Source organism: Collinsella sp. HCP28S3_E9 (genome assembly GCF_052065455.1).
Lineage (GTDB): Bacteria > Actinomycetota > Coriobacteriia > Coriobacteriales > Coriobacteriaceae > Collinsella.
Genome location: NZ_JBQHTZ010000013.1, coordinates 56,161 through 81,412, shown reverse-complemented (window position 1 = coordinate 81,412; position 25,252 = coordinate 56,161). Strand labels below are relative to the sequence as shown.

Here is a 25,252-nt window from a genome sequence, read left to right as displayed (position 1 = left end):
GCGGCGCGGCTGCGCCTATGGCACTTCAACATCATTGTCGCAGCCCCGACCCGCGGTCACGAGCGGGGGCTCCTATCTTTTTAGTGCCCTCGGATTGGGTCATAGTGTCTGTCCATCCTCTACCTGCGGCGTTGCCTTGCTCCGGATGCGGTAGTCGTTGGTAGTCATTGGGGACGTTCTTAAATGACTAGTCGAAAGGGACGCTCTTGCACCAAATCTGCTGACCCACATCGGGCTCGTCCTGTACTTTACCGAGATAAAGTGAACGTGCAGATTCGTAACCCACTCGCAACCGTTCTATGGCACGATATTGAACGAATGCATGCTATGCGCCCAAATCTTTTGGGCAGAGTGGGAGACAGTATGGTCAAGCTGTACGAGGACGGCATCTACCTGCGCGGCGGCAGCGAGGTTGTGCCTGCGGCCGAGGCTGCCGAGCGCGGTATTACGCAGACGCCCGAGGATGCCAAGCGCGGCACCATCGCGTATTCGATCCTCCAGGCACACAATACGTCCGGCGACCCCGAGTCGCTCAAGATTCGCTTCGATGCCATGGCGAGCCACGACATCACCTTCGTCGGCATCATCCAGACGGCGCGTGCCTCGGGCATGGAGCAGTTCCCGCTGCCCTACGTGCTCACCAACTGCCATAACTCGCTGTGCGCCGTGGGCGGCACCATCAACGAGGACGACCACGTCTTTGGCCTTTCCGCGGCCAAAAAGTACGGCGGCATCTTCGTTCCGCCGCACATCGCCGTCATCCACTCCTTTATGCGCGAGAACTTCGCCGGTTGCGGCAAGATGATCCTGGGCTCCGACTCGCACACCCGCTATGGCGCCCTGGGCACCATGGCCGTGGGCGAGGGCGGCGGCGAGCTGGCAAAGCAGTTGCTGCGCGACACCTACGACGTTGCCTATCCCGGCGTCGTCGCTATCTACCTCACGGGCGCCCCGCGTCCCGGCGTCGGCCCGCACGACGTGGCGCTCGCCATCATCCGTGCCGTTTTTGCCAAGGGCTATGTCAAGAACAAGGTCATGGAGTTTGTGGGCCCCGGCATCGCGAGCATGACGACCGATTACCGCAACGGCGTCGACGTCATGACCACCGAGACCACCTGCCTGTCGAGCATCTGGGCCACTGACGAGGACACACACGCGTTTTTGGCCATGCACGGTCGCGGCGACGACTACCGCGAGCTCAAGCCCGCCGATGTCGCCTACTACGACGGTTGCGTCGAGGTCGATCTGTCGAGCATCAAGCCCATGATCGCGCTGCCATTCCATCCTTCCAACGGCTTTGAGATCGAGGAGCTCAACGAGAACCTCGAGGACATCCTGCATGAGGTGGAGCTCGAGGCCGCCAAGATCGGCGAGGGCAAGACGCACTTTAGCCTGCTCGACAAGATCGTCGACGGCAAGCTGCACGTGCAACAGGGCGTTATCGCCGGCTGCTCGGGCGGCAACTACGACTCCGTGGTCCAGGCTGCCCGCGTGCTCAAGGGCGCCAACACCGGCTGCGGCGAGTTCTCGCTATCGGTCTATCCCACGAGCCAGCCCGTGGCACTCGAACTTACGCGCCGTGGCTATATCTACGACCTTATGGAGGCCGGCGCGATCGTGCGCACGGCGTTCTGCGGTCCGTGCTTTGGTGCCGGCGACACGCCTGCCAACAACGGCCTGTCCATCCGCCACACCACGCGCAACTTCCCCAACCGCGAGGGTTCCAAGCCGGGCAATGGTCAGCTGAGCGCCGTGGCCCTAATGGACGCTCGCTCCATTGCGGCGACGGCCGCCAACGGAGGCGTCCTGACGCCGGCGACCGACCTGCCCGAGGAGACTTGGGACGAGGCCTGCGAGTACACCTTTGACGACGCGCCGTACAAAAAGCGCGTGTACTGGGGCTTTGGCAAGGCCGAGCCTGCTGACGAGCTGGTCGAAGGCCCCAACATCAAGCCGTGGCCCGCGATGGAGCCTCTCGGCGACGATATCCTGCTCAAGGTGTGCTCCAAGATCATGGACCCGGTCACCACGACCGACGAGCTCATTCCCTCGGGCGAGACGAGCTCCTTCCGCTCCAACCCGCTGGGCCTGGCAGAGTTTACGCTCAGCCGCCGCGATCCGGCCTACGTGGGTCGTTCCAAGGAGGTCGACGCCGTGGAGAAGCGCCGCGTTGCCGGCGAGGCGGCGGGCGATCTGGCGGCACTCGATGCCGAGCTTGCCGGCGTGTTTGAGGCGCTGGCCGGCGCCGGCGTCGCGGCCGATGCCAAGGCGACCGAGTACGGCTCCATGCTCTATGCCAAGAAGCCCGGTGACGGTTCTGCCCGCGAGCAGGCCGCGAGCTGCCAGCGCGTGATTGGCGGTCTGGCCAACATCGTCCACGAGTACGCCACCAAGCGCTATCGCTCCAATGTGATGAACTGGGGCATGGTGCCCTTCCAGATGGAGGCCGAGCCCAACTTTGAGGTGGGCGACTACGTCTTCGTGCCGGGTATCCGTGCCGCGCTCGATGGCGACCTGCAGAACATCGCCGCCTACGTGGTGCGCGCCGACGGCACGGTCGAGCAGATTGAGCTCTACATTGCCGATATGACGGCTGAGGAGCGTGCCATCGTCAAGGCCGGCTGCCTGATCAACTACAACAAGTTCAAGGCCGCTGCCGAGTAACGCACTTAATTGTCCGCCCGGGGCTTACCCTTTCCCGCCCGCTCACGCGCTTCGCGAGGGTCGCGTTCGGGAAAGGGTAAGCCCCGGGCTACATTTCTGCGTTCTCGTTGGGTCTTGAGGGACGCTAATAAATAGACTTGCTTGATGCCGCCTCTGTTAATGGGGCGGCTTCTTTTTTGTCGAGAACCGCCACAAAGGGGACAGGCACCTTTGTGGCGGTTCTCGGTTTTTCTCGACCTGTAACATCTTGGCCGCTAAAAGTGGGCCTGGTGTTACAGATTTAGATTTTCGATTCGGGTGTCTTCTGTTCGTCTCGATCTGTAACAGTTAGACCCTAATTTGCCGAGTAGATGTTACAGATTGAGACAAACGGGTGCCGCTGGTCATTTCATCTTGATTTGTAACATCTGGAGCCATAAACAGCCGCTAGATGTTACATATTGAGATAGTAAGGGGACGAGGCCGCAGCGGGTGAGCATGCCTGCTCCCTATCTCTTAATCACTCAGAAAATCTTATATATAGAGACTTAGATTTGTGTATAAGATCGTACAAAGCTGGCAACAATACTTCTCGGACAACGTGAAGCCGCCCCGTAGGGCGGCCGCCCCAAGAGAGGTGATTCCATGAGAATCGATAAGCTAGCAATGACGTCGCGCGAGGCGTTGCAGACCGCCATGAGCACAGCTGCCGACGCACAGGCCGGCGCGGTGGAGCCGATTCACCTGCTGTCCGCCCTGCTCGGTGCCGGCGAGCGCAATATCTCCGTGATTATCGAGCGCATCGGCGCCGACCCAGCCCAGCTTGCACACTCCACGCAAGATGCCATCGACCGCGCACCCAAGGTTTCGGGCGAGGGCCAGCAGATGGGCCTGTCCAACGAGCTCGTTCGCGTCATCGAGAAGGCCGAGAAAAAGGCCACCAAGATGGGCGACAGCTTCGTAGTGACCGAGCATCTGCTGATGGCGCTTGCCGAGGACAAAGGTGAGGCGGGCCGCGTGCTGCGCGACGCCGGCGTTACCAAGGAGCGTATCGAGCAAGTCTACGAGGAGCTGCGCGGCGATGACCGCGTGACGTCCGCCGAGGACAAGACCCAGTTTGAGGCACTGGAGCAGTACGGCCGCAACATCTGCGACCTGGCCCGTGCCGGCAAGCTCGATCCGGTTATCGGCCGTACCGACGAGATCCGTCGTACTATCCAGGTCCTGTCCCGTCGCACCAAGAACAACCCTGTGCTCATCGGTGAGCCGGGTGTCGGTAAAACGGCCATCGTCGAGGGCATCGCCCAGCGTATCGTGGCCGGCGACGTGCCGAGCACGCTGCGCGACCGCGACCTCATCGAGCTCGACATGAGCGCGCTGGTCGCCGGTGCCAAGTACCGCGGCGAGTTCGAGGACCGCTTGAAGGCCGTGCTCAAGGAAGTGCAAAAGTCCGAAGGCAAGGTCATCCTGTTCATCGATGAGCTCCACACCATTGTGGGCGCGGGTGCCACCGAGGGCTCCATGGACGCCGGCAACATCCTCAAACCGGCGCTCGCCCGCGGCGACCTGCACGCGATCGGTGCGACCACGCTCGACGAATACCGCAAGTACATCGAGAAGGACGCGGCGCTCGCCCGTCGTTTCCAGACCGTTATGGTGAGCGAGCCTACCGTCGAGGACACCATCTCGATTCTGCGTGGCCTCAAGGAGAAGTACGAGATCTTCCACGGCGTGCACATTACCGATAGCGCGCTCGTGGCCGCCGCCGACCTCTCCGATCGTTACATCGCCGACCGCTTCCTGCCCGACAAGGCCATCGACCTGGTCGATGAGGCCGCAAGCCGCCTGCGCATGGAGCTCGACAGCATGCCGGTCGAGATCGACGCCACCACGCGTCAGCTCACCCAGTTGCAGATTGAGGAACAGGCGCTCATGAAGGAGACCGACGACGCCTCCAAGGAGCGTCTGGAGACCCTGCGCCAGGAAATCGCCGAGGTCCAGGAAAAGCTCAACGTGCAAAAGGCCGGTTGGCTCAACCAAAAGAACGCCATCGACCATGTGCAGGAGCTCAAGGGCCAGCTCGATGAGGCCAAGAGCGAAGAGGAACGTGCGACGCGCAACGGAGACTTGGGCCGTGCGTCCGAGCTGCGTTACTCCGTGATTCCGGGTCTGCAGCAGCAGATTCAGGATTCCGAGGCCGCGCTCGAGGCACAAAAGCAGCAGGACGGTGAAGGCCTCAACGAGCAGGTGACCTCCGACGAGATCGCCGAGGTCGTGAGCGCCTGGACCGGTGTGCCCGTCTCCAAGATGATGCAGGGTGAGCTCGACAAGCTGAAGGGCTTGGAAGGCGAGCTGCATAAGCGCGTCATCGGCCAGGACGAGGCCGTCTCCGCCGTCGCCGCGGCTGTGCGCCGCAGCCGTGCGGGCCTCTCCGATCCGGACAAGCCCATCGGCAGCTTCTTCTTCCTGGGCCCCACCGGCGTGGGCAAGACCGAGCTCGCCAAGGCACTTGCCGAGTGCCTGTTCGACGACGAGCGCGCGCTCGTGCGTATCGACATGTCCGAGTACATGGAGAAGTTCAGCGTCCAGCGTCTGATCGGTGCGCCCCCGGGATACGTGGGCTACGACGAGGGTGGACAGCTCACCGAGGCCGTGCGCCGTCGCCCGTACTCCGTGATCTTGCTCGACGAGATGGAGAAGGCTCACCCGGATGTCTTCAACGTGCTGCTGCAGGTGCTCGACGACGGTCGTCTGACCGATGGTCAGGGTCGTCAGGTGTCCTTCAAGAACACGATCATCATCATGACGTCTAACGTGGGCTCCAAGGCCATCGCCGATCTTTCGGGCAAGGACGAGGAGGAGATGCGCCATCAGGTTGACGCGGCCATGGCTCAGACTTTCCGTCCCGAGTTCCTCAACCGTATCGACGATATCGTGGTGTTCCATCCGCTCGGCATGGCGCAGATCGAAAAGATCGTCGATATTCAGCTCGCCGACGTCCGCGCACGTCTGGCCAAGGAGCGCATGACGCTTGCCATCACCCCGGCGGCCAAGCAGATGCTCGCCGTGGGCGGTCTGGACCCGGTCTTTGGTGCCCGTCCGCTCAAGCGTCTGGTGCAGCGCGAGGTCGTGGACGCCATCGCCGCCGCTATCATCGACGGTACGGTGCGCGAGGGCGATCAGGTGACGGTTGACGTCGACAAGGACGGTGCCTTTACCGTCGTGTGCGATAACACGCCGTCTGCCACCTACGAGGTGCCCGACGCCGAGTAGATTGTTGGGCCATGCCTTAAAATCTGCCAGTCGTCTCTAAACGTCTCTAAACGCCAAGGGCGGCGGATCCAATTGGGTCCGCCGCCCTTTTTCGTGCGACAATCGATGATGTTGAACATGAGTACATGGCAAGGAGCTATGCAGATGAAAGACGAGAACGAGACGAACGCACCGGCGCCTGAGTCAGCGCCCGCCGCACCCAAGCCTGCGCCCAAGCCGGCACCCAAGCCGCGTGACCCCTACATCCGTGCCGAGAACGAGGACGACGACGGCTACGATCCCTACAGCGATCGCCGCCCCGAGCGCGAGCCGATGTTCGAAGCCGACCCGTGGCGCTAACTCCTGCAGGGTAGCTAATTTGGGACGGGGCTTTTTTAGCTGCCCCGGCTGGTAATGTGCCGGCTTAGTCGATTAACGGTCGGGGCAGCTAAAAAAGCCCCGTCCCAAATTAGCTACCCTCGCTGCGGCCGGCTAGTCTTGGGCCTTGATGCTTGGCATCAGAATCTGGGCGAGGTAGTCGGTCTCGAGTTTGGTGGCAGCGTCGGCCTTGCCGTCTTTGCCGACCAGTACGTTCTTGATCTGGCTATAGGTATAGCGGTTGCCGGTTGTAAGCTCGACAAGATCGATGGCCGTGTCCATGGGGTAGGTCGACACGGGGTCTTGCGTGCGCCCGTTGATGGTCTGGGGCACCACATACGGATAGACGGGGCCGCTGGCGTAGACCGTGTAGCCGTTGCCAAGGCTTGCCGCACCTAAAACCGTATCGCCCTTATCGGGCGTAAAGCTCTCGCCGTCGCGCACTGCGACAAGCGTCACGATCGGCGTATTGCTGTCGCTGGCAAGATAGATGCACAACGTATTGCCGTTTTGCCAAGTCGCGACTTTGCCGTACCACTCAACGGGAATATCGAGCTGATACAGGTTCGTTGCCTTATGCCGAGCATCGGCGTCGCGGGCCGCCTGCGCCTCGCGGGAACTCATGGCATTGACGGCGGCGTCACGGCGCGCGGTTGCCGCCTGCTGGAGCACCTTTGCGACCGCGGCAGAGCTCGCGCCGCCCTCCTCGGCGTACTTGGCCGCGGCATCGATCTGGTCGTCGGTCACCGTGTCTGCCGAAGGTACCTTAAGCTTAAAGGATGCCTGAGCGCTCAGGTCCTGCCCGTCGCTCTTTACGCTAACCTGCGCCTTGGTGGTCGGCACGGTGTAAATGGTACCGTCAGCTGCGATGGGGGACCCAGCGATGGAGAGCGTATAGTCGCCAGGCAGCAGCTTAATACCGCGACCGTGCTCATCAACATAGAGCGTCTCGCTCACGGAGGAGCCGTCAGAGTCTTGCCCGCTCACCTGCACGGGAATCTTGGAGCCGGTGGAACAGTCGAGCCCTGCGGCATGTACGCCAATCTGCACCGACATCATGGTGTGGGCGTTGACGGCAGCGATGGCGGCCTGTTCTTGTTGGTATCCGTTCCAAGCGGCATAGCCCGCGCCGCCGGCAACGAGCGCGGCGGCAACGACGCCGGCAACCATCAAATTGCGTCGCTTGGGCGACATCTTGTGATGGCGAGCCTTGGCTTCGCGTGCCGAGGGAACGGACGGCAGGGGAATATCGCCCATGGCGATGGTCTCGTCGACGGCCGGCGCAGAACCCAGGCCAGGAAGCTCGCGGGTGAGCGAGTCATCGGCAGGCAAGCTGCCAAGCAGGGCGGTCTCTTCTCCCGAGGCGGATTCCGACTGGACGTCGTCCTTGCTATCGTCCTCTTCGGCTTCGGCCTCGTCAGAAGCGTCTTTGGCGTCGCTGCCTTCGTCCTCAGTGCCTTCGCGCACCTCGTCCTGCGCGTCGACGGCCAAATCGCTCAACGAGAGCTCGTCTAGCGCAATCCGGTCAAGGCTCTCCAAGGCCTCGGCACATGCTTCCGCATCCTGGGCCGCATCCTCGCGGCCACGTGTCTCATCGCTCATATATCCCCCAATGCAATATCGGCTCAACACTGTACCCAAAAATGGAGCCATATAAAGCGCATGCGAAATATAAGATCCGATTTAACCCGAGCGTATCGTTCAGCCGCATCCTCGCGGCAGCAAAAGGCCCCCGGAACGCGAACGAATCACGTTTCGGGGGCTCTGCAGTGCGTTGAGTTGCGCGGAGCCGGCTATGCCGCTTCGTGCTCAAGCGATGTTTGCGTCAGGCGCGTTACTCGGCGTGCGCGTAATCAACCTTGGCGCGACGGGCAGTGGCCTTCTCCCAATCGCTGGTGCCCTCAAAGACATCCTGCTTGTAGGGGTTGCGGCTGAGCTTCTTGGCACGGTAGGCGACGTAGATGATCGCGGCGATGTTGGCGACCAGTGCGACGATCGAGACCGCGGTGGCGGCGCCGGGGTCGAGCGTGGAGTGCGTCACAAAGATGGACTCCTCCTGGAAGTAGGGGAACACCTGGGCGAACATGCACCAAATGGCCAGCGTAAAGGCGCGGTTCTGGATCCAGCCGCCCTTGTTCCAGATAAAGGCGGCGACGGTGGGCGCCAGCAGCAGCGCAAAGCCGCAGAACCAGGAGTGGGTGGGCAGGCAGTTGTAGGTGTAGCAGAAGTTCCAGATATCGTAGGCGATGATGTAGACCCAGGTCATGTCGGGCCACAGCATGTCGGTCTTGTCCTCGGAGGCGTATACGCTCCACCAACCGGTCATGCAGAAGATGTTGATGATGCCCGCGATGCCGTTGAACACGTTGTTCCAGCCGGCCAGCTGCGTAGCACCTTCGGAGGTGACCCAGGTGGACTCGCCCAGGACAAAGAAGTGATAGGCGCTCTCAAAGTCGGACACGACGGCGATCAAGATGTTGATGGCGACGATCACAAACGGCCATGCGCGGAACCAATGCGCCTTGCCGATCTTGCCCCACTGGTACTTAATGGCAATGAAGCCCCAGCAGCCGGCCAGCGCCGCGTATACCTTGGCGTAATGGAACCAGCTGTTCTGGTATACATGGGTGGGGTTGGTGAGCGCCCACTCGGCACCCTGCGAAACGCCGACGGCGATGGCGATGCAGTAGATGGTCATGGCCAGCGGAGCCACGCCAAAGATGATGGCCGCGCCGAGCTTGGTACGGCGGCCGACCTCGTTGAGTACGATCAAGCCGATAAAGACCATCGCCCAGCCGGCCCAGTGGATAAGGGTATCGCTACCCCAAACATCGAACAGCATGCTGCTCTCCTTTCATACGCCCGCGGCCCCTCTTCCGTCGCGGGCAGTTTGGCCAAATGTCATCAGTTCCTGGGCTTGCGCTCGGAATACTTGGCGGTGTAGCCCTCGATGTGGAGTGTCGAGGCGATAATCTCCTTAACCGTCTCGTCGGGCACATCGGGGTGCGTGCGGATGTACATCAACAGCCCCATGATGAGGGTGTAAAACGTCTCGTAGACATGGTCGATGCGCAGGTCATGATGGGCGACAAAGTCCACCACGGTGGTGTCGCAGATGTATTGCGCCACGCGCTGGACCACGTTGTGCAGAAAGCCGCCGTAGAGCGCGCCGCTGCTCGAGATGAGCGTGCTCGGCAGCTCGTGGCCGCTCACAACCAGGCGCTTAAAGAGCGGGGCGACGGTGTCGAGTGCGCCCTCGATATCACCGACGATGCGGCTGGCATTCCACTGCTCGAGCTCGGAGATAAAACCGTCGATTGCCTCGTCCATGACGGCGGTGACGGCGGCGTCCATGTCGACGAAGTAGTGGTAGAACAGCGAGCGCGTGCAGCCGGCTCGCTTGGTCACGGCCGAGACGGATAGATGGGACACGCCCAGCTCGGAGCTCACGGCGCGCACGGCGGCGAGAATCTCGCGACGGCGCTCGTCACCTGTCAGGCGCTTTGCCGCGCTGTCGGGCGTGGGGACGGCGTCGGCCACAGGGGTGTTCGCTGCGTTATCGCTCATGCGCTTGCCGCCTTTCATCCGTTTGGGCCCGACCGTTCGCCTAATAGTCTTGAATAGTGTTGACGGTTCGTCAATACTATTTTTGACATAATGTCAACAATGGCGGGTGAACGGCATGGGGGCATGCCCGGCCTGCAAAAAAGAGGGGCGCTGCGGCCTCGTCGGGCTGCGGCAAGAGAAGGGACAACCATGATTCTCAACGGACCGGGAATTAGCTACACCGAGCCCGACATCGGTTCGGAGTTCGTGCCGCCGCTGCCGGAGCATCCGCGCGAGGCCATTGTCAAGCTGTGCGAGCATTGCACCAACCGTCTGCTGCATCGCGACGAGCTGCTGGGCTACGAGTACTGGTCGTTTGCCGAGGCCGCAACCGACGAGCAGGCCGAAGTGCTCTGCAAGATGAAGATGCGCCGTCCCTATACGCTGCCCGAGATGGCCAAGCTCACCGGCATGCCCGAGGCCCAGATCGAGAAGATGCTCGACGACATGAGCTACACAGGTCTGCTCGAGTACAACTGGGAAAATCCCGAGCGCGCCAAGCAGTGGGTACTGCCCATGCTGGTGCCGGGTTCCGCCGAGTTCCTCAACATGCGCGTGGGCCAGCTCGAGGAGCATCCGGTCTATGCCAAGTTCTTTGAGCAGGCGTCCAAGGGGCCGCTGTCCAAAGCCACGCCGATGGTGCCGCCCGGAGGAGCCGGCATTGGCATGCACGTCATTCCGGTCGAGAAGGCTATCGATGCTTCGAGCACCTCGGTGCCGATCGAGCATATCGAGCATTGGCTCGACAAATACGAGGGCAAATATGCCGCCAGCACCTGCAGCTGCCGCGCGAGCCGTCGTGTGATGGGCGAGGGCTGCGCCGACGACCCCGCCGACTGGTGCATTGCCGTGGGCGATATGGCCGACTATGTGGTTGAGACCGACCGCGGCCATTATGTGACGCGTGAGGAGGTCTATGACATCTTGCGCCAGGCCGAGGACAACGGCTTTGTGCACCAGATCACCAATATCGACGGCGAGAACAAGATCTTCGCCATCTGCAACTGCAACGTCAACGTGTGCTATGCCCTGCGCACCTCGCAGCTGTTCAACACGCCCAACCTGTCGCGCTCGGCCTATGTCGCCAAGGTCGAGAAGGACAAGTGCGTAGCCTGCGGTCGCTGCGTTGAGGTGTGCCCGGCTGGTGCCGTCAAGCTCGGCCAGAAGCTCTGCAGCAAAAAGGCCGGCGGACAGGTGCCCGAGTATCCGCGCCAGGAGCTGCCCGATGCCACCAAGTGGGACCACACCAAGTGGTCGCCCAACTACCGCAACGACAACCGCATCGAGACACACGATTCCGGCACCGCGCCCTGCAAGACGGCCTGCCCCGCGCACATTGCCGTTCAGGGCTATCTGAAGCTCGCGGCGCAGGGCCGCTATGACGAGGCGCTAGCGCTCATCAAGCGCGAGAACCCGCTGCCCGCTATCTGCGGCCGTGTGTGCAATCGCCGCTGCGAGGATGCCTGCACCCGCGGTCGCGTGGACGAGGCCGTGGCCATCGACGAGGTCAAGAAGTTTATCGCCCAGCGCGATCTGGATGCCGCGACCCGCTATGTCCCACCTGTGGTGACCCCGACGCGCGCCGGCGGCTTCGACCAGAAGATCGCCATCATCGGTGCCGGTCCGGCCGGCCTGTCCTGCGCTTTCTACCTGGCCGAGAAGGGCTACAAGCCCGTCGTGTTCGAGAAGAATGAGCGCCCGGGCGGCATGCTCACCTATGGCATTCCCAGCTTTAAGCTGCAGAAGGATGTTATCGAGGCCGAGGTCGAGGTCATTCGCCTGATGGGCGCCGAGTTCCGCTATGGCGTGGAGGTCGGTCGCGATGTGACGCTCGACGAGCTGCGCGAGCAGGGCTTTAAGGCCTTTTATGTTGCCATTGGCTGCCAGGGCGGCCGCCTCGCCGGTATTCCGGGCGAGGATGCCGAGGACGTGACCGTGGCCGTCGACTTTTTGCGCAAGGTCAACAGTGGCAAGATCGACGCGCTGTCCGGCCGCACCATCGTGGTGGGCGGCGGCAACGTGGCTATCGACGTCGCGCGCAACGCCTGCCGTCTGGGTTCCGAGCACGTTGAGATATTCTGCCTGGAGAGCGAGGCCCAGATGCCCGCCAGCGAGGAGGAGCGTCGCGAGGCCGTTGAGGACGGCGCCCACATCAGCTGCGGCTGGGGCCCCAAGGAGGTCCATCTGGACGAGGCCGGTCGTGTGTGCGGTATCACCTTCAAGCGCTGCACGCGTGTCTTTGACGACGAGGGCCGTTTTGCGCCCGAGTACGACGAGAACGACCTGCGTCGTGTCGACGCCGACCGCGTGGTCATGTCGATCGGTCAGTCCATCGTGTGGGGCGACCTGCTGGCTGGCTCCAAGGTGGAGCTTGGCCGTGGCCAGGGTGCCCTTGCCGATCCTCAGACCTACCAGACCGCCGAGCCCGACATCTTTGTGGGCGGCGACGTCTACACCGGTCCGAGCTTTGCCATCAACGCCATCGCTGCCGGTCACGAGGCCGCCGTGTCCATCCACCGCTTTGTGCAACCGGGCTCCACGCTCACCATCGGCCGCAACCAGCGCCGCTACATCGCGCTCGACCGCGACGATGTTGTGATCGAGAGCTATGACAACGCGAGCCGCGAGGTTGCCCACGTGGACCGCGAGCGCGAGAAGGCCGCGCCGTTTAGCGAGTACGTCGAGACCTTTACCGAGGAGCAGGTGCGCGCCGAGACCGCCCGTTGTCTGGGCTGCGGCGCCTCGATCGTCGACCCCAACAAGTGCATCGGCTGCGGTCTGTGCACCACCAAGTGCGCGTTCGATGCCATCCACCTGGATCGCGACCGCCCCGAGTGCTCCACGATGGTCAAATACGAGCAAAAGCTCCCCAGCTTGGGCAAGTACGCGCTCAAGCGTGCCATCAAGATCAAATTCGGGAAGAAGTAATGAGATGCCGCCGTTCTAACGAACGGCGGCACTGCCGACGCTGCGCGGCGCCCAGATACCCCATCTTGCCCCTCAACTGCGGCGCCGCGGGCAAAAAGCCCAGCGGACGCCTTGTTTCGGGGCAACCTGGGGCACCTGGATCGCCGCTCGCTGACGTTTGGCTGACATCGCATCAACCGTTGCTGAAAGGTTTCTACCTTGCATGAATTGGGAATCGTCTATCACATTATTCGCGATGTCGAGAACGTGGCGCGCGCCAATGGCGTGAGTCGCGTTTCGAGCGTCACGCTGCTGCTGGGCGAGGTCTCGGGCGTCGTTCCCGACTTGCTGCTCGACGCTTGGCGCTGGGCGGCAGATAAAAAGCCTATCACCGAGGGCGCGGAGCTTATCGTGGAGCCTGTCGAGGCCGTGACGCATTGCGAGGCGTGCGGCCGCGACTATGCGACGGTCGAGCACGGCAAGATCTGTCCCCATTGCGGTAGCGGCGAGACATACCTGCTGCAGGGCCAGGAGGTCATGATCAAGCAGATTGAGACCCCCGACGAGGACCCGCCAGATGCTGCTCCCGACGGCCTCTCCGACGCCCCCGATGCCGTCGACGCTGCCAACCCCCTCCACATCGTCTAGCCCCTAGTCGTTGGGGACGTTCTTGTTTGACTAGTCGTTTAAGAACGTCCCCAACGACTACTTACGTTAGTGCATAAGTCACGCTAATAGTCAAGTTATGTCTGTTTAAACAAAATAACTGCAGTACAAGCGCATTCGCGCTTGCCTAAAATCGATATTAATGACCAGCCTGCTTGTATCTGTAAAATGAATGGCTTGATAAGTGACACCTTGGCGTGTAATCCGTCAAAAAGCAGTAACGTAATCAACTTGTAACAAACCTAGACGTTTAAACAAATTATCCAATCATTCGCATTTTTCTCTATAATTTTACAGGACGAACAGGTATACTCCTTTCATGTCGTGTAGGAAATACGTAGACAAAGAGGAGGTTATGTGATGGTAAGTATTGTTCTTGCTAGCCACGGGGACTTGGCAGCCGGAATCAAGCAGACGGGCTCGATGGTCTTTGGCGATCAGCCGTCTGTGGCCGTGGTCTCGCTCGAGCCGAGCATGGGCCCCGACGACTTCCGTGCCAAGGTCGAGGAAGCAATCGCTTCCTTCGAGGACCAGGAGCAGGTGCTCTTCCTCGTTGATCTGTGGGGCGGCACGCCGTTCAACCAGATCAGCGGTCTCATCGAGGGCCACGATTCCTGGGCTATCGTCACCGGTGTCAACCTGCCTATGCTCATCGAGGCATATTCGCAGCGCTTTGACGCAAAGAACACTGCACATGCGATCGCAAAACATCTCGTGACTGAGGCTAAGGCTGGCGTGCGCGTCAAGCCCGAGTCTCTGGAGCCCGAGGAGAAGAAGCCGGCCACGGCCGCCGCTGCTCCTGCAGGCGCCATCCCTCCGGGAACGGTCATCGGCGATGGGCACATCAAGATCGCCCACGTCCGTATCGACACCCGTCTGCTGCATGGTCAGGTGGCCACCACGTGGACCAAGCAGATCAACCCCAACCGCATCATCGTGGTTTCCGACGGCGTTGCTCACGACGAGCTCCGCAAGACCATGATCGAGCAGGCTGCCCCTCCGGGAGTCCATGCCAACGTCGTGCCCATCAAGAAGATGGCCGAGGTTGTCAAGGACACGCGCTTTGGTGACACCAAGGCCATGCTGCTCTTTGAGAACCCGCAGGATCTGCTCAAGGCTATCGAGGCCGGCGTCGACATCAAGGAAGTCAACATCGGTTCCATGGCTCACTCCAAGGGCAAGGTCGTCGTCACCAACGCCGTCGCTATGGGCGATGACGACGTTAAGACTCTCGAGGCCCTCAAGGCCAAGGGCGTCAAGTTCGAGGTCCGCAAGGTTCCTTCGGATTCCTCCGAGGATCTCGACGCCATGTTGAAGAAAGCTAAGGCCGAACTGGCCGCTCAAGCATAGTAAAGGAGGGTCCGATACATGTCTGCAATCACTATTCTGCTTGTTGCGATTGTCGCGTTGCTTGCCGGTATGGAAGGCATTCTGGATGAGTTCCAGTTCCATCAGCCGCTCGTGGCATGCACGCTTATCGGTCTCGTAACCGGTCACCTTCAGGAGGGCATCCTCCTGGGCGGTTCGCTCCAGATGATGGCCCTTGGCTGGGCTAACGTCGGCGCAGCCGTCGCGCCTGACGCCGCTCTGGCCTCGGTCGCTTCTTCGATTATCATGGTGCTCGCCCTCAACGGTGGCGCCACCGATTCGGCCAAGGCCGTTACCGCCGCCATCGCCGTCGCCGTCCCGCTGTCGGTCGCTGGTCTGTTCCTGACCATGATCTGCCGTACCCTGGCTACCGCTATCGCTCACGCCATGGACGGTTGCGCCGAGAAGGGCGACTTCTCCGGCATCGAGCGCTGGCAGTACGCCGCCATCCTCATGCAGGGCCTTCGTATCGCCATCCCGGCAGTACTTCTGTGCATCATCCCGGCCGAGGCGGTTACCAACGCGCTTAACGCTATGCCCGACTGGCTGTCCGGCGGCATGGCTGTCGGCGGCGGCATGGTCGCTTCCGTCGGTTACGCCATGGTCATCAACATGATGGCCACCAAGGAGACCTGGCCGTTCTTCATCCTCGGCTTTGTCCTTGCTGCCATCCCTCAGCTCACGCTGATCGCTCTTGGTCTCATCGGCATCTCCCTTGCCCTCATCTACCTTGGCCTCAAGGATCTGGCCAAGCAGGGTGGCGGCATGGGCGGTGGCTCCGGTGACCCGCTCGGCGACATTCTGAACGATTACGAGTAGGAGGGGAGTGATACATATGGCAGAGAACAAGATTCAGCTCACCAAGGCTGACCGCAAGAAGGTTTGCTTCCGTCATCAGTTCCTTCAGGGCTCGTGGAACTACGAGCGTATGCAGAATGGCGGCTGGTGCTTCGCAATGATCCCTGCGATCAAGAAGCTCTACACCAGCAAGGACGACCAGATTTCCGCGCTTAAGCGCCACCTGGAGTTCTATAACACCCATCCCTATGTTTCCGCCCCCGTCATTGGCGTTACCCTCGCTCTCGAGGAGGAGCGCGCCAACGGTGCACCGATCGATGACGTCGCCATTCAGGGCGTCAAGGTCGGTATGATGGGCCCGCTCGCCGGCGTCGGCGACCCCGCCTTCTGGTTCACCCTTCGCCCGATCCTGGGCGCTCTGGGCGCTTCCCTGGCCCTGTCCGGCAGCATCGCCGGTCCGCTGCTGTTCTTCTTCGCGTGGAACATCATCCGTTACGCCTTCCTGTGGTACACGCAGGAGTTTGGCTATAAGGTCGGCTCCTCCATCGCCAAGGACCTCTCCGGCGGTCTGATGGGCAAGGTCACCGAGGGTGCTTCCATCCTGGGTATGTTCATCATCGGCGCCCTGGTCGAGCGCTGGGTGTCCATCTCCTTCACCCCGGTCGTCTCCAAGGTCACGCAGTCTGCCGGCGCCTTCATTGACTGGGCTAACCTGCCTTCCGGTGCCGAGGGCATCAAGGAAGCGCTGACGATGTACAACTCCGTCGGTGCTACCGCCCTTGATCAGGTGAAGGTCACCACGCTTCAGGCTAACCTCGATCAGCTCATCCCCGGCCTTGCTGCCGTGTGCCTGACGCTGTTCGTCTGCAAGCTGCTCAAGAAGAAGGTCAGCCCGATCGTCATCATCCTGGCTCTCTTCGCCGTCGGTATCATCGGTCGCGTTTGCGGCTTCATGTAATCGCGCTTCGGCTTAAGACCGAGAGTTGCTAGGCAAGGGCTTTTGAGCCATTGAAACGGACCGCACCCGGTGGGTACACTGGATGCGGTCCGATTGTTTTATTTGGAGGGCGAGGCGCGCATGGCGCAATCTCAGAACAGCACGGTCGATCTGGCAACACCGGCAACCTGCCTGATGGGGCTTACCAGCCACGGTAACGTGATGGTGGGCAATAAGGCGTTCGAGTATTACAACGAGCGCAATCCCGAGGATTTTATTCAAATTCCGTGGGACGAGGTCGACTATATTGCCGCCGAGGTTTTGCGCGGCACTAAGAAGATCACGCGTTTTGCTATCTTTACCAAGGATAACGGCCACTTTACGTTTTCGACGCGCGACGACAAAGAGACGCTTCGTGCAGTTCGCAAGTACGTCGACGAGGATAAGCTCGTGCGTTCGCCCGACTTTATCGATGTGACGGCCAAGGGCGCCAAGAGCATCCCCTCCGTTATCAAAGGCCTTTTTCACAAAGGCAACTAGTCGCCTGCGACGTTCTTATACGACTAGTCATTTAAGAACGTCCCCAATGACTACCTGTAGCTCTTCGCGGGATTCGCTGGGGAAATATCATCCCAGTTTGAGCGCCTATTCTGGGATGCAGTTTCCGGAACGTGCTCATTTGGGAAACCATATCCCGTTTCGAGCTCAAATTTCGGGTCGTAGTTTCCTAGAGAGGCCCCATCCGGAAAGCCCGTCCCAGAATTCGTCTGGATAGTGGGACACGCTTTCCGGAGGGCTGCTCTACCGTAACTTCGAAGAGTGGCTATGCGCTGCATGGCAGTGGCGCAAATCTGCTACACTAGTACAACATGCCTCCGTAGCTCAGGGGATAGAGCACCGCTCTCCTAAAGCGGGTGTCGACGGTTCGAATCCGCCCGGGGGCACCAGAGCAATATCGAGCCCGGTACCACCACGGTGCCGGGCTCTTCTGGTCTAAGGGCCGGATTCGGGCCGTCGACACCCGCGTCACCGATTTCCCCGCGGGGGGAGTTTTCGAATCCGCCCGGGGGCACCAGAGCAATATCGAGCCCGGTACCACCACGGTACCGGGCTCTTCTGGTCTAAGGGCCGGATTCGGGCCGTCGACACCCGCGTCACCGATTTCCCCGCGGGGGGAGTTTTCGAATCCGCCCGGGGGCGCCAGAGCAATATCGAGCCCGGTACCGCTGCGGTACCGTGCTCTTCTGGTTTAAAGGCATACCGTAGTTTTCGCTGCTTCGGATAAAGAAAGCGCCCGCTTGCTGGGGGAGCAAGCGGGCGCCTATGAGCGAATATGTTTGCGGCATCAGCCGCTGTGGGCAATGTCTCGATGACTAGTTGGTCGTGCCGGAATCGTCGCCCGAATCGGTGCCAGAGCCAGAAATCGAAACCGTCAGCGTGATCGTGCTGTCGGTGGACTGCTTGCCAGTGGGGGAGACGCCCGTCACGGTGGCGTTTTCGTTACCACTCACGGGGTTGCCGTTCTGATCGCAGAATGCGATGTTGTAGAATCCGGCGTTGTTGAGCGCGGTGACGGCGGAGGAGATACTCTTGCCGTACAGGTTGCCCGGAACGTTTGCCTTGCCGGACTTCTTGGCGATGACGACGGTAATCGTGGCGCCGGGCTTTTGCTTACCGCTGGGGTTCCAGCTAATGACGGTGCCCTCGGTGACGGAATCGTTCTCCTGGTAGGTCACATCGACGCCAAAGCCGGCCATATCGAGGGCGTTGCGTGCCTGAGCCTCGGTCATGTCGGTCAGATCGGGAACGGAGGTGGTGTCGGGTCCACTCGAGACTTTGTACGAAATGGTCGTGCCCTTCTCGACTTCCTTGCCCGCATCGGTGCCCTGTTCAAAGACTTCGCCCTTTTCGGCCTCGTTGGCTTCCTCGGTGGCATTGCCCTTAAGGCCGACGCTTGCCAGCGCCGCCTCTGCCTGGTCCTTGGTCAGACCAACGAGCTGCGGGACATCAACCTTCTCGGAGGGCTTGGGACCCTTGGAGATTACCAGATTCACCTTGGTGCCCTTGGGCTTCTTGGTGTGACCGTTAGGAGTCTGCTCGACAACCTTTCCCTCGTCGACGTCGTCGTTGTAGCTCTGGTCAATGGTTCCGACGTCAAGGCCGGCATCCTTAATCAGTTCGACGGCGGTCTCCTGGTCCTTACCCAACACATCGGGAACCGGGACCTGCTCGCCGCCAAAGAGTCCGGTGGCAAAGGCCACGATGACGCCGATTACGGCTACCGCAGCAACTACGGCGGCGATGATCTTGTTCTTGTTGGATTTGGGCTGCTCGGTGGCGTAAGAGCCGGTTGAACCCGAGACGGAGCTGCGAGCGTTATTTTGTCCGCTTACGCCCGAGACGGGGCGTACCATGGCGCGCGTCTGGTCGGATAGCTCTCGGGTCTTGGTGGCACCCAGGTCGCCAACGGCGCCGATAACGCGCGTAGGCTCCGGCACGTTGACGGCGCGACCAGACAGGTAGCTGTTGAGCACCTGACGCAGCTCGTCGGCCGTCTGGAAACGGTTAGCCGGATCTTTTTCCATGCACTTGAGGATAATGCGCTCAAGATCGGCATCGACACCGGAGTTGATCTGGCTCGGCGGCACGGGCAGCTCGTTGACCTGCTTGAGTGCGACCGAGATGGCATCGTCGCCGTCGAAAGGCACGCGGCCGGTGGCGCACTCGTACATCACGACGCCCAGCGAGTAAATGTCCGAGGTGGGGCCTAGATCCTGCCCGCGGGTCTGCTCGGGGCTTACGTAGTGGGCGGTGCCCAAAACGTTGTTGTCCTGCGTAAGGTGGCTGTTCTTGGCGCGCGCGATGCCAAAGTCCATGACCTTGATGTTGCCGTCGGGCAGCACCATGATGTTCTGCGGCTTAATATCGCGGTGGATGATCTCGTGCTTGTGGGCGACCGAAAGCGCGGAGCTGATCTGCGAGCCGATCTGGGCGACCTTTTTGGGGTCAAGGGCGCCGTGGCTCTTGATGCCGCTCTTAAGGTCGGTGCCGCGCAGGTATTCCATGACGATGTAATAGGTGTCGCCGTCCTTGCCCCAATCGTAGACGCCGACGATATAGGGGGAGGAGAGGCCGGCGGCTGCCTGGGCCTCCTGCTTAAAGCGTGCGGCAAAGGTGGCGTCGCCGGCATATTGCGGCAGCATGATTTTGATAGCTACCGTGCGGTCGAGGACCTGGTCCTGTGCACGGTAGACGGTCGCCATGCCGCCCGTTCCTACCTTATCCTTGAGGAGGTATCTTCCCCCGAGGACCCTCTGTTCCATTCCTGCTCCTAACATGACTATTCGCTCAACGATGTGTGTAGTACCAAATTTGAGGCCGCTGGGGCCGTGTGGCGCATTGCCGCTAGCGTTATCGGCCGCGGCACGCCCCATGCTTGCGCATCGATCACGGGCATCACGCTCCCTGGGCGGCAAGTGCCGCGGTCAGGACGATGCCGGCGATCTTTGCCGCCTCGACGTCGTGCTTGTCGTAATCCTCCAAGGCTACCGAGATGGCGACCGTGGGTGAATCGTAAGGCGCAAAACCGACGAACATCGAGTTGACCTTGGTGCCGACGATCTCGGCAGAGCCGGTCTTGCCGGCAACCTTGACGCCCGGAATCTGGGCATCGGTGCCGGTGCCGGATTGAACGACGTCGAGCATGGCCTGTTTGACCTGTTCGGCCGTGGTGGCGCTGACGGCCTGGCCCAGTGAGCGGGACTGCGTGGTCTTGACCACGGTTCCGTCTGGGGCGAGCACCTGGGCAACGAAGAACGGGTCCATGACGACGCCGCTGTTGGCGATGGCCGCCGCGATAACGGCGTTCTGCATGACGGTGGTCTGCGGGCCCGGCGTGTGGTCCATGCCGACGGGCTGGCCGGCGCCGGCCCAGGCGGTTTCCCACTCGGTCATGAGCGAGGGGTCGGCCATGATGGACGCCACGGCGGTTAGGTCCTGACCGAGCTTTTGGCCATAGCCAAAGGCGTTGGCGAACTGTACGAGCGAGCTGGCGCCGACCTCGTTTGCCACCTGACCAAAGACGACGTTGGACGACACGGCAAAGGCCTGCTGCAGGCTAATCGTGCCGTAGCTCTCATTGGCGGAGTTGGTGACCGGTGCATTGCCGATATCCATGGAACCGGGCGCCTGGTAAGTGCTCGAAAGGCTTGCGGTGCCGGTCTCGAGTGCCGCCGAAAGCGTGACGACCTTAAACGTGGAGCCCGGAGTATAGAGGGCGTCCATGGCGCGGTCGTACATAGAACTGTCCTCACCGCCGCCCGATTGCAGCAGGGCGTCGATGTTGGTGTTGTCGTAGGTGGGCGAGCTGGCGCATGCGAGCACCGCGCCAGTGCGCGGGTCCATGACCACAACGGCGCCCTTAAAGCCCTTGAGAGCCTGTTCGGCAGCCGTCTGGATGCGGGAGTCGATGGTGAGCTTGGCGGTGTTGCCCGGCTGGTTTTGGCCCGCGAGCGACGCGATGGCGTTGTTCCAGCTGGAGTAATCCTTGGAACCGGTGAGCGTGTCGTTCATCACGCTCTCGATGCCGGCGGTACCGTACTGCTGGCTCACATAGCCAACCACATGGGCGGCCAGGTTGCCGTTAGGGTAGGAGCGTACGTAGGTGCCGTCCTCCTGTTGCAGCGATTCGGCCAGCGTCACGCCGTCGGACGTGATGATGGAGCCGCGCTGGATGTACTTGGAACGGGCGATGGTGTGATTGTTGGTCGGCATATCCTGGTAATCCTTGGCCTTGATGACCTGGACATAGGTGAGGTTGCCGATGAGGATGGCGAACAGGGCCGTAAAGGCAAACACCGCGCGGGTTAGGCGGTTAGCGAGCGCCACGCGGCCGAGCACGCCAGATTCGGGCGTATCGAGCAGGCGACGACGCATGCGCGAGCCGGTGGAGTGGCTGCCACGGCCGTAAGAAGACGAAGAAGCGAAGCGCGTGCCGGCATGCGCCGCGGCAGAAGCGACCTGGTCGTCAGAGATAGCGGCCATGGTGCCGGTGCCGGTGAGCTCGGCTTCGCGACCGGTGGCCTCATCGCCGGCGCGCAGCAGCAGGGCGACAATGATAAAGCTCGCCAGCAGCGAGGAGCCGCCCTGGCTCATAAAGGGCAGGGTGACGCCGGTCAGCGGAATCAGGCGGGTAACGCCGCCAACGATCAAGAAGGCCTGGAAGCTAATGGCGGCCGTGAGGCCCGTGGCGCTAAATGCGGCAAGGTCGGACTTAGCGCGGGCGGCCGTGGTCAGGCCTCGCACGGCAAAGAGCATAAACAGGACGAGTACGGCGCCGCCGCCCAAAAGGCCCATTTCCTCGCCGATGGCCGAGAAAATGAAGTCGGACTCGACGACGGGGATGTTATTGGCCATGCCATTACCGATGCCAACGCCGATAAGACCGCCGTCAGCCAACGAGAAAAGGGATTGCACAATCTGGTAGCCCTGGCCCTGGGCATCCTTAAAGGGGTCGGCCCAGATCTGGAAACGAACCTGGACATGCGACAGGAACTTGTAGGCGCCCACGGCACCCACTGCCAAAAGCGCAAGGCCGATGACGACATACGAGAAACGTCCCGTGGCGACGTAGAGCATCAGCAAGAAGATGGTGTAGAACAGCACGGCGGAGCCCAAGTCGCGCTCGAAGACAACGACCAGAAGGCATACACCCCACACAGCGAACAGCGGTAGCAGCAGGCGCAGGCGCGGGACCTTGAGGCCCAAGATCTTACGATTGGAGATGGAGAGTAGCTCGCGGTTCTCGGCTAGGTATCCGGCCAAGAACAATACGATAAAAATCTTGGCGAACTCGCCGGGCTGGATGGTGAAGCCGGCGATGCGAATCCACAGCTTGGAGCCCGAGATGGTGGTGCCGATAAAGATGGGCAGCATCAGCAAGATGATGCCGATGATGCCAAAGGTGTACTTGTAGCGCATGACCACATCGAGATTCTTGATCATCGCGAGCGTGCCCACCATCAGTGCCACCGAGACAAACAGAATGACGAGCTGCGAGATGGCGAGGGCGGGTGCCAGACGCGTTACGAACGTGATGCCGATACCCGAAAGCACAAAGACGATGGGCAGGATGGCCGGATCGGCACCGGGCGCCAGGATGCGCACGGCGATATGCGCCGCGGCGAAGGCGGCAAAGAGACCGATCGGCACGGCGAGCGTTTCAAACGAGATGGAAGCGCCTGCGGTGAGCACGTACATCGCATACAGCAGGATGACGGGGAACGCCGAGGCGATGAGCAAGAGCATTTCGGTGTTGCGGCGACTCATAAGCGGCACTCCCTTTCTAATTCTTATCGGAGGCTTCGGCCTCGGCGGACTGTTCGGCGGTTTTTTCGGAATTCGATTTGGAAGTCGATTCCTGGTCGGTGTTGTCGCGAATCGTTTGCGCGTCGATCACCTGGCGGGTCTGTTCCTCATCGATTTGATGACGGTACTTGGAGATAGTGTCCTGCGCGTCGTCGACACTCGTTTGCGGAATGCCTGCTTTCAGACGATTCTGCGTGTCTTCGGGTAGGTCGGATAGCTTGATGGCGGTCGTGCTCTCGAGCCAGTGCAGCTTAAGGCCGAGCGGCTTGCCGGGAATGCCCCGGTAGACCGCGACGGTGTCCTTGTAGGTGCCCAGGTAATACGAGCCGGTGACGCCCGCGTAGGCCCAGATGGCTGCCGCCAGCACAAAAGCGATGCCCAGGATGGCGGCAATGGTGACGTTGCGGCGGCGAACGCGCTTCGCCTCGCGCATGACGCCGTCGTCGACCAGGTCCACAACGACTACCGTCACGTTGTCGTGGCCGCCGGCAGCGAGCGCGGCGTCCACCAGGTTGTCGACGCAAATCTGCGCCGTAGACGATTGCGTGGCGATGTTTTCGATTTCGCTATCGGGAATCATGCTCGAAAGGCCGTCCGAGCACAGGATCAGGCGGTCGCCCTCTTCGATGTGCAGGGTAAAGTGGTCGGCATACATGGCGGGGTCCGAACCCAGTGCACGTGTGATAACCGAGCGGTTGGGATGGACGCGCGCCTCGTCGGCCGTAATTTCGCCAGCGTCCACGAGCTCCTCCACATAGGAGTGGTCGCGGGTCACGCGGATGAGCGTGCCCTCGTGGAGCAGATAGGCGCGCGAGTCGCCCACGTGGGCGATGGCGAGCATGTCGTTTTCGATATAGGCGCAGGTCGCCGTGCAGCCCATACCGGGCTTGCCCAGGCCGTTGAGTGCGGCCTCGATGACGGCGGCGTTGGCAGCTTCGACGGCTGCGGCTAGGCGCGCGGCGTCGGCAGCCTGTGGCGCCGTCTTGGCGATGGTCTCGACCGCGATGGAGGAGGCTACCTCGCCGGCGGCGTGACCACCCATGCCGTCGCACACGCAAAAGAGCGGCGACTGTACCAGGTAGGAGTCCTCGTTGTGCGGACGCACGCAGCCAACATCGGAGCGGGCGCCCCACATGAGTTGCGTGGTGGTGCCGGCATCGTAGGTCGAATCGGTCTCGATGCGCTCGTCGGCCAGCGGCTCAAAACTCATGGTCGAACCAGGGTCCTTGAGCTTGGCCTCCACGGCGGCGACATCAATCTCGGCCGTGTCGCCGGGCGAGACGGCGTTGGCCTCGTTGCTCGGATCGTCGACTTTAGACGTGGCGGGCACTTCGGTTGTGTTGTCGGCAGGCTCTTCGTCTTGCGGGGCGACGGCTGCGGGCTCGGGTGCCGCGAAGTGCGCGGGCGCGGGCGTGCTGTGGGGCTGAGAGGCGTCCTCCGTCGCTGTGACGGGCATCTCTTCGGCCGTAGGCTGCACGGCCTCGGGCGCCGATGCGGCCGCGGGGGAGGATGCCGCCGCGGGTGCCGGTGTAGATGCGGGCTCGGGCGCTGCGGAGGGTGCTGGAACTACGGGAAACACCGGTGCCGCGGGCTCGGGGGCCAAAAACACCGCGGCGCTCTCATCGATTGCCGCGGCGACAGACTCGGCAAAGTGGGCCGGCGCAGGTGTAGTTTCCGTTGCCGAAGGTTGATCGGCAACGGCGTGCGCGCCGATGGGGGCATCGGTGGAATTATCTTCATCCTGGCCATCGGTGGGCATCGGATGGTCTTGCGTTACATGCGAAAGAGGCAGGGAGAACACGGTGTCCTCGGGCTCCACGGGCGCAGGGCCCGCCGGGGCGGCGTGAGCCGGCACGGCCGCGGGGGCAGCCAGCGCCTCGGACATGGTTGCGGACTTGTTCTCCTCGTCGATCATCGACGGTTCACCTTCATGACCACGTCGCCAATCTGGACTTCGTCGCCCTCGCGCAGCGTTGCGGGCTCCACCAGCTGGCGGCCGTTAACAAGGGTGCCGTTGAGCGAGTTGAGGTCCTCGATAATAAGTGCCGGGCCCTGCAGCGAAAAACGCGCATGCGAGGCAGAGACAAACGGCTCGTTGATGCAGATGTCAGATGACGGCGAACGACCGACGATGACGGGGCCAAGCATATCCACGTGAATACCGCGGATGCCGCGCGGGCCCTTGTCCACATCGATCGTCCAGATGGCAGAGTCGCGGCGCTGGCCGCGCACGAGCCCCACGCCAGTCTTCATGACGGCGAACAAGAAGATATAAAGCAGGACGACCAGTACGATGCGGCCTGCAAAAAGGACGATATCGATGTTCATAAG

16 protein-coding genes and 1 tRNA gene are annotated in these 25,252 nt (G+C 61.6%); 10 read left to right on the top strand and 7 right to left on the bottom strand.

Annotated features, from left to right (window positions below):
- Positions 1-363: 363 nt before the first annotated feature.
- From ACTNA2_RS07445 to ACTNA2_RS07435, 3 genes are all read left to right on the top strand, one after another.
- Positions 364-2,664, top strand: a complete 2,301-nt coding sequence (locus tag ACTNA2_RS07445; protein WP_441049043.1) for a hydratase — start codon at positions 364-366, stop codon at positions 2,662-2,664.
- Between the two features lie 624 nt (positions 2,665-3,288).
- Positions 3,289-5,916 (top strand): ATP-dependent chaperone ClpB, encoded by a 2,628-nt coding sequence (gene clpB / locus ACTNA2_RS07440; RefSeq protein WP_154518122.1) that lies wholly within the window; start codon positions 3,289-3,291, stop codon positions 5,914-5,916.
- A 144-nt stretch (positions 5,917-6,060) separates the two neighbouring features.
- The gene (locus ACTNA2_RS07435) at positions 6,061-6,255 is read left to right on the top strand and encodes a hypothetical protein (RefSeq protein WP_229770727.1); all 195 of its coding nucleotides are present in this window, start codon (positions 6,061-6,063) and stop codon (positions 6,253-6,255) included.
- A gap of 132 nt (positions 6,256-6,387) precedes the next feature.
- On the opposite strand, the gene ACTNA2_RS07430 is transcribed toward ACTNA2_RS07435, so the two are convergent.
- The 3 genes from ACTNA2_RS07430 to ACTNA2_RS07420 all read right to left on the bottom strand — a co-directional run bounded on the left by ACTNA2_RS07430 (position 6,388) and on the right by ACTNA2_RS07420 (position 9,840).
- Entirely contained in the window at positions 6,388-7,875 is a 1,488-nt protein-coding gene (locus ACTNA2_RS07430) for a hypothetical protein (protein ID WP_441049042.1), read from the bottom strand.
- Between the two features lie 232 nt (positions 7,876-8,107).
- Entirely contained in the window at positions 8,108-9,115 is a 1,008-nt protein-coding gene (locus ACTNA2_RS07425; protein WP_441049041.1) for a DUF5692 family protein, read from the bottom strand.
- Positions 9,116-9,177: 62 nt separating this feature from the next.
- The gene (locus ACTNA2_RS07420; protein WP_427719312.1) at positions 9,178-9,840 is read right to left on the bottom strand and encodes a TetR/AcrR family transcriptional regulator; all 663 of its coding nucleotides are present in this window, start codon (positions 9,838-9,840) and stop codon (positions 9,178-9,180) included.
- 189 nt (positions 9,841-10,029) lie between these two features.
- On the opposite strand from ACTNA2_RS07420, the gene ACTNA2_RS07415 reads away from it, so the two are divergent.
- The 7 genes from ACTNA2_RS07415 to ACTNA2_RS07385 all read left to right on the top strand — a co-directional run bounded on the left by ACTNA2_RS07415 (position 10,030) and on the right by ACTNA2_RS07385 (position 17,502).
- Entirely contained in the window at positions 10,030-12,807 is a 2,778-nt protein-coding gene (locus ACTNA2_RS07415; RefSeq protein ID WP_441049040.1) for an FAD-dependent oxidoreductase, read from the top strand.
- Between the two features lie 198 nt (positions 12,808-13,005).
- A complete protein-coding gene (locus ACTNA2_RS07410; protein ID WP_427719316.1) occupies positions 13,006-13,434 on the top strand; it encodes a hydrogenase maturation nickel metallochaperone HypA in 429 nt (142 codons plus the stop codon).
- A gap of 378 nt (positions 13,435-13,812) precedes the next feature.
- Entirely contained in the window at positions 13,813-14,802 is a 990-nt protein-coding gene (locus ACTNA2_RS07405; RefSeq protein WP_154518426.1) for a PTS sugar transporter subunit IIB, read from the top strand.
- Positions 14,803-14,820: 18 nt separating this feature from the next.
- Entirely contained in the window at positions 14,821-15,639 is an 819-nt protein-coding gene (locus ACTNA2_RS07400; protein WP_055285302.1) for a PTS mannose/fructose/sorbose transporter subunit IIC, read from the top strand.
- Between the two features lie 16 nt (positions 15,640-15,655).
- The gene (locus ACTNA2_RS07395; protein ID WP_154518429.1) at positions 15,656-16,576 is read left to right on the top strand and encodes a PTS system mannose/fructose/sorbose family transporter subunit IID; all 921 of its coding nucleotides are present in this window, start codon (positions 15,656-15,658) and stop codon (positions 16,574-16,576) included.
- Between the two features lie 120 nt (positions 16,577-16,696).
- Entirely contained in the window at positions 16,697-17,095 is a 399-nt protein-coding gene (locus ACTNA2_RS07390) for a DUF956 family protein (RefSeq protein WP_427719318.1), read from the top strand.
- A 331-nt stretch (positions 17,096-17,426) separates the two neighbouring features.
- Positions 17,427-17,502, top strand: a tRNA-Arg gene (locus ACTNA2_RS07385).
- 426 nt (positions 17,503-17,928) lie between these two features.
- On the opposite strand, the gene pknB is transcribed toward ACTNA2_RS07385, so the two are convergent.
- The 4 genes from pknB to ACTNA2_RS07365 all read right to left on the bottom strand — a co-directional run bounded on the left by pknB (position 17,929) and on the right by ACTNA2_RS07365 (position 25,249).
- Entirely contained in the window at positions 17,929-19,878 is a 1,950-nt protein-coding gene (gene pknB / locus ACTNA2_RS07380) for a Stk1 family PASTA domain-containing Ser/Thr kinase (RefSeq protein ID WP_427795137.1), read from the bottom strand.
- A 133-nt stretch (positions 19,879-20,011) separates the two neighbouring features.
- A complete protein-coding gene (locus tag ACTNA2_RS07375; RefSeq protein WP_441049039.1) occupies positions 20,012-22,882 on the bottom strand; it encodes an FtsW/RodA/SpoVE family cell cycle protein in 2,871 nt (956 codons plus the stop codon).
- Between the two features lie 16 nt (positions 22,883-22,898).
- On the bottom strand, positions 22,899-24,836 hold the full coding sequence (locus ACTNA2_RS07370; RefSeq protein WP_441049038.1) for a Stp1/IreP family PP2C-type Ser/Thr phosphatase: 1,938 nt from the start codon (positions 24,834-24,836) through the stop codon (positions 22,899-22,901).
- A complete protein-coding gene (locus tag ACTNA2_RS07365; RefSeq protein WP_055250779.1) occupies positions 24,833-25,249 on the bottom strand; it encodes an FHA domain-containing protein in 417 nt (138 codons plus the stop codon). Before ACTNA2_RS07365 ends, ACTNA2_RS07370 begins: the two co-directional genes overlap by 4 nt.
- Positions 25,250-25,252 lie beyond the last annotated feature (3 nt).

Excerpts from the sequence above, each read along its gene's own strand:
- ACTNA2_RS07400 (WP_055285302.1), top strand. The coding sequence starts at position 14,821 with ATGTCTGCAATCACTATTCTGCTTGTTGCGATTGTCGCGTTGCTTGCC.
- ACTNA2_RS07395 (WP_154518429.1), top strand. The coding sequence starts at position 15,656 with ATGGCAGAGAACAAGATTCAGCTCACCAAGGCTGACCGCAAGAAGGTT.
- ACTNA2_RS07365 (WP_055250779.1), bottom strand. The coding sequence starts at position 25,249 with ATGAACATCGATATCGTCCTTTTTGCAGGCCGCATCGTACTGGTCGTC.
- ACTNA2_RS07390 (WP_427719318.1), top strand. The coding sequence starts at position 16,697 with ATGGCGCAATCTCAGAACAGCACGGTCGATCTGGCAACACCGGCAACC.
- clpB (WP_154518122.1), top strand. The coding sequence starts at position 3,289 with ATGAGAATCGATAAGCTAGCAATGACGTCGCGCGAGGCGTTGCAGACC.
- ACTNA2_RS07420 (WP_427719312.1), bottom strand. The coding sequence starts at position 9,840 with ATGAGCGATAACGCAGCGAACACCCCTGTGGCCGACGCCGTCCCCACG.
- ACTNA2_RS07375 (WP_441049039.1), bottom strand. The coding sequence starts at position 22,882 with ATGAGTCGCCGCAACACCGAAATGCTCTTGCTCATCGCCTCGGCGTTC.
- ACTNA2_RS07425 (WP_441049041.1), bottom strand. The coding sequence starts at position 9,115 with ATGCTGTTCGATGTTTGGGGTAGCGATACCCTTATCCACTGGGCCGGC.
- ACTNA2_RS07370 (WP_441049038.1), bottom strand. The coding sequence starts at position 24,836 with ATGATCGACGAGGAGAACAAGTCCGCAACCATGTCCGAGGCGCTGGCT.
- ACTNA2_RS07445 (WP_441049043.1), top strand. The coding sequence starts at position 364 with ATGGTCAAGCTGTACGAGGACGGCATCTACCTGCGCGGCGGCAGCGAG.
- ACTNA2_RS07405 (WP_154518426.1), top strand. The coding sequence starts at position 13,813 with ATGGTAAGTATTGTTCTTGCTAGCCACGGGGACTTGGCAGCCGGAATC.
- ACTNA2_RS07430 (WP_441049042.1), bottom strand. The coding sequence starts at position 7,875 with ATGAGCGATGAGACACGTGGCCGCGAGGATGCGGCCCAGGATGCGGAA.
- pknB (WP_427795137.1), bottom strand. The coding sequence starts at position 19,878 with ATGGAACAGAGGGTCCTCGGGGGAAGATACCTCCTCAAGGATAAGGTA.
- ACTNA2_RS07435 (WP_229770727.1), top strand. The coding sequence starts at position 6,061 with ATGAAAGACGAGAACGAGACGAACGCACCGGCGCCTGAGTCAGCGCCC.
- ACTNA2_RS07415 (WP_441049040.1), top strand. The coding sequence starts at position 10,030 with ATGATTCTCAACGGACCGGGAATTAGCTACACCGAGCCCGACATCGGT.